Genomic DNA, 839 nt, shown 5'->3' on the forward strand with positions numbered 1-839 from the left:
CACGGTTTCGTGGTTGATGGTCAGGGTCGTAAGATGTCTAAATCTATCGGTAACGTGGTTGCGCCAAAAGACGTAACGAACAAACTCGGTGCAGACATTTTGCGTCTATGGGTTGCTTCTACAGACTACACTGGTGAAGTTGCGGTTTCTGATGAAATCCTAAAACGTTCTGCAGATGCGTATCGTCGTATCCGTAACACAGCGCGTTTCTTCCTAGCGAACCTAAATGGCTTCAACCCAGCAACAGACATCGTTCCTGCTGAAGAAATGGTGGCGCTAGACCGTTGGGCTGTTGGTCGTGCACTTGCTGCGCAAGAAGAGATCATCAAAGCGTACGATGAATACAACATCCACGCCGTAACTCAGCGTCTAATGCAGTTCTGTTCTATCGAGATGGGCTCATTCTACCTAGACGTAATCAAAGACCGTCAGTACACAGCGAAGCAGGGCGGCCACGCTCAACGTAGCTGTCAGACAGCACTTTACTACATCGTAGAAGCACTAGTTCGTTGGATGGCGCCAATCATGTCATTCACCGCAGATGAGATCTGGAACGAGATGCCAGGCGAGCGCGAAAAATTCGTGTTCACAGGTGAGTGGTTCGATGGTCTATTTGGTCTAGCGGAAGGTGAAGAGCTGAACAACGAATTCTGGACTGAAATTCAGAAAGTTCGTGGGGCGGTGAACAAACTTCTTGAAGCGGCGCGTGCAGAGAAAACCATCGGTGGTGCACTACAAGCTGAGCTAACTCTATTTGCTGATGACGCACTAGCGGCGAAAATCAATAAGCTAGAAGACGAGTTACGCTTCGTGCTACTGACGTCTGCAGCAGCAGTTAA

General features: G+C 49.1%; 1 protein-coding gene. It reads left to right on the forward strand.

Annotated features, from left to right (window positions below; all coding sequences use genetic code 11):
• Nucleotides 1-839, forward strand: an 839-nt coding sequence (locus R7R24_RS25765) for a class I tRNA ligase family protein (RefSeq protein ID WP_318119963.1), incomplete at both ends; no start/stop codon positions are given.

The organism is Vibrio sp. 704 (assembly GCF_033339295.1).